We start from the raw sequence: 2717 nt of genomic DNA, 5'->3' as shown, positions 1-2717 counted from the left end.
CGACCAGCCAGTTCATGTCGCGCAGTCCCACGACGCGCCGCGCGGCACACGAACGCGGGCCGATGACCACGCGACGTGTCGCGGGTTCGATCGCGACGACCATCTGTCGTTCGCCCGCCAGCATCGCCGCGTCGCCCAGCCGTTTGGTCTGACCGACGGTGAAGCGCGTGACGCCGGCATGGTGTCCGACGGTCTGGCCCCGCGTGTCGACGATCTCGCCCGGACCGGCCATGTCGGGGCGCAGGGTCTCGACCAGATCGGCGTAGGAGCCGTCGGTCACGAAGCAGATGTCCTGACTGTCGGGCTTGGCCGCCACGCGCAGGCCGTGGCGTTCGGCTTCGGCCCGCACGGCGGCCTTATCGGGCATGTCGCCCAGGGGGAAACGCAGGAAGGCGAGCTGCTCGCGCGTGGTGGCGAACAGGAACCAGGACTGGTCGCGACTGGCGTCGACGGGACGATGCAGTTCCGGCCCCGCCGCCCCCTCGATCCGGCGCACGTAATGGCCCGTCGCCATCGCATCGACCCCGATGTCGCGCGCCATGCCCAGAAGGTCGGTGAACTTCACACCCTGATTGCAGGCCACGCACGGCACGGGCGTCTCGCCGGCGGCATAGCTCTGGGCGAAACGGTCGATCACGCTGTCGCGGAAGCGGGTTTCGGCGTCGATGACATAATGCGGAAAGCCGAGATGGTCGGCGACCGCGCGTGCGTCGGCGATGTCGCGCCCGGCACAGCACGCGCCTTTCTTTTCGGGGCCGCGCTGGTCGTAGAGTTGCAGCGTGGCGCCGATCACCTCGTGCCCTTCGGCGACAAGGCGCGCGGCCACGACGGAGCTGTCGACGCCGCCCGACATGGCCACGAGGATGCGCATCGCCGGCGTTCGCGCCTTACGACGTGCGCGGCAGGCGCACGACCAGGCCGTCGAGCGCGTCGGTCATCACGATCTGGCAGCCCAGGCGCGAGGTCTTTTCCAGTCCGAACGCCAGGTCCAGCATGTCTTCCTCGTCATCGGTCGGCGCGGACAGTCTGGCGGCCCACTCCGGATCGACCACGACGTGGCAGGTCGCACAGGCCAGCGAGCCCTCGCAGGCGCCTTCGAGGTCGATGTCGTGCTTGTGGGCGATCTCCAGCACCGAAAGGCCGAGCGGCGCGTCGACATCGCGGCGGCTGCCATCGCGTTCGATGAAAGTCATATGAGGCATGAACCGGAGATCCTGCTGAATGAAAAAGCCTAGGAAAGCTGCGCGGCGGGGACTGGATGCGTCTCCCGCAGGCGCGCGGCACCCACGGCACGCGCAAGGATGTCCGCCGCACGCGCCATGTCGCGCGCCGAAGTAAAGCGTCCGGCCGCTAGACGCAAGCTTTCCGCGGCCTGCACGGGATCGAGGCCCATCGCGCTGAGGACGTAGGAAGGGACGAGTTCGGCGGACGAACACGCCGACCCGGTGGACAGCGCCAGCTCCGGTGCCTCGGCCAGGACCGCCAGTGCCGAGGCGCCCGCGAAGCGCAGATTGAGGTTCGCACCCAGACGATGTTGCAGGCTGCCGTTGACGGCAACGCCCGGGACGAGTGCCCGCAGCCGGTCGAGAAGCCCGTCGCGCAGCCCGGCCAGTCGCCGGTTTTCGGCATCTCCCTCCGCGCGCATGATGGCGCAGGCGGCACCGAACCCCACGATCAGGGGCACGGGCAGTGTCCCCGAGCGCAGGCCGCGCTCCTGTCCGCCGCCGGAAAACAGCGGGGCGAGACGCACGCGCGGCCGCCGCCGGACATACAGGGCACCGACGCCCTTGGGCCCGTAGATCTTGTGGCCCGACAGCGACAGCAGGTCGACGCCCGCCGCCGTCACGTCGATCGGCACCCGGCCCGCCGCCTGTGCGTAATCGGTATGGAACAGCGCCCCGGCCTCTCGCGCCAGTCGGGCGAGGCGCGGTATGTCCTCAGTCACCCCCGTCTCGTTGTTCGCGCCCATGACGCTGAGCAGCAGCGGGCGATCGGCCAGCGCCCGGGCCAGTGCGGCCTCGTCGATCCGCCCGGCGGCGTCGACCGGCAGGAGTACAGGCGCGAAGCCTTCCCCGCCGAGAGCGCGCACCGACTCCACAACGCATTTATGCTCGGTCATGACGGTCACGACCTGTCGTCGCGCATCGCCCGTCTGGCACAGGTGGCGCGCCGCACCCTTGATGGCGATGTTGTTTGCCTCCGTCGCACCGGAGGTGAAGATGATCTCCTGCGGCTGGGCGCCGATCAGGGCCGCGACCTCCGCGCGGGCGCACTCCACCGCGTCGTGCGCGGCCTGTCCGGCGTCGTGCGTGCTGTGGGCGTTGCCGAAGGCCTCCGTCCAGAACGGGGCCATGGCTGAGACCACGCGCGGGTCGCAGGGCGTCGTCGCCTGATAGTCGAGATAGATGCGCTCCGTCATGCGGCCCTCCGCGCCAGGCGTTGCGCCATGGTCCGGTAGGCGCCGATCGCGTGTTCGACCATCGCGTCATCGACCGACCACGGCAGCGAGACGCGAATGGCCTCGCCCGCCAGTGCCCCGAGCCCCATGGCAGCGAGGACATGCGACCGCGCCACCTTGCCCGACGAACAGGCCGAGCCGGCCGATACGCCAAGCCCGGCGATGTCCAGTGCAATCAGCTGCGTCTGCGACGCGACGCCCGGCAGCGCCACGCAGCAGGTGTTGGGCAGACGGTCCGCACCGGCGCCGCACACCACCG

3 protein-coding genes and 1 pseudogene are annotated in these 2717 nt (G+C 70.1%); all 4 read right to left on the bottom strand.

The features are described 5' to 3' along the window. Positions 1-871 (bottom strand): tRNA 2-thiouridine(34) synthase MnmA (gene mnmA, locus HUK82_RS15745; protein ID WP_176614840.1); only part of this gene is annotated, 871 nt, incomplete at its 3' end. Between the two features lie 16 nt (positions 872-887). Beyond that, entirely contained in the window at positions 888-1202 is a 315-nt protein-coding gene (locus HUK82_RS15740; protein WP_176614839.1) for a ferredoxin family 2Fe-2S iron-sulfur cluster binding protein, read from the bottom strand. Positions 1203-1231: 29 nt separating this feature from the next. Beyond that, positions 1232-2419 carry a cysteine desulfurase family protein gene (locus HUK82_RS15735; protein WP_176614838.1) on the bottom strand — a complete coding sequence of 396 codons (1188 nt, stop codon included), beginning with the start codon at positions 2417-2419 and terminating at the stop codon, positions 1232-1234. Further along, positions 2416-2717: pseudogene (locus HUK82_RS15730) on the bottom strand (cysteine desulfurase); the annotation flags it as partial. The pseudogene HUK82_RS15730 and the gene HUK82_RS15735, both read right to left, overlap by 4 nt.

The organism is Ameyamaea chiangmaiensis (assembly GCF_013376175.1).
GTDB classification, from domain to species: Bacteria; Pseudomonadota; Alphaproteobacteria; order Acetobacterales; family Acetobacteraceae; genus Ameyamaea; species Ameyamaea chiangmaiensis.
Note: the sequence above shows the minus strand (reverse complement) of the source record. Positions and strands in the feature narration are given on the sequence as shown.

What these genes read in the sequence shown, in the direction of transcription:
- HUK82_RS15735 (WP_176614838.1), bottom strand. Translation starts at nt 2,419, where the DNA reads ATGACGGAGCGCATCTATCTCGACTATCAGGCGACGACGCCCTGCGAC.
- HUK82_RS15740 (WP_176614839.1), bottom strand. Translation starts at nt 1,202, where the DNA reads ATGCCTCATATGACTTTCATCGAACGCGATGGCAGCCGCCGCGATGTC.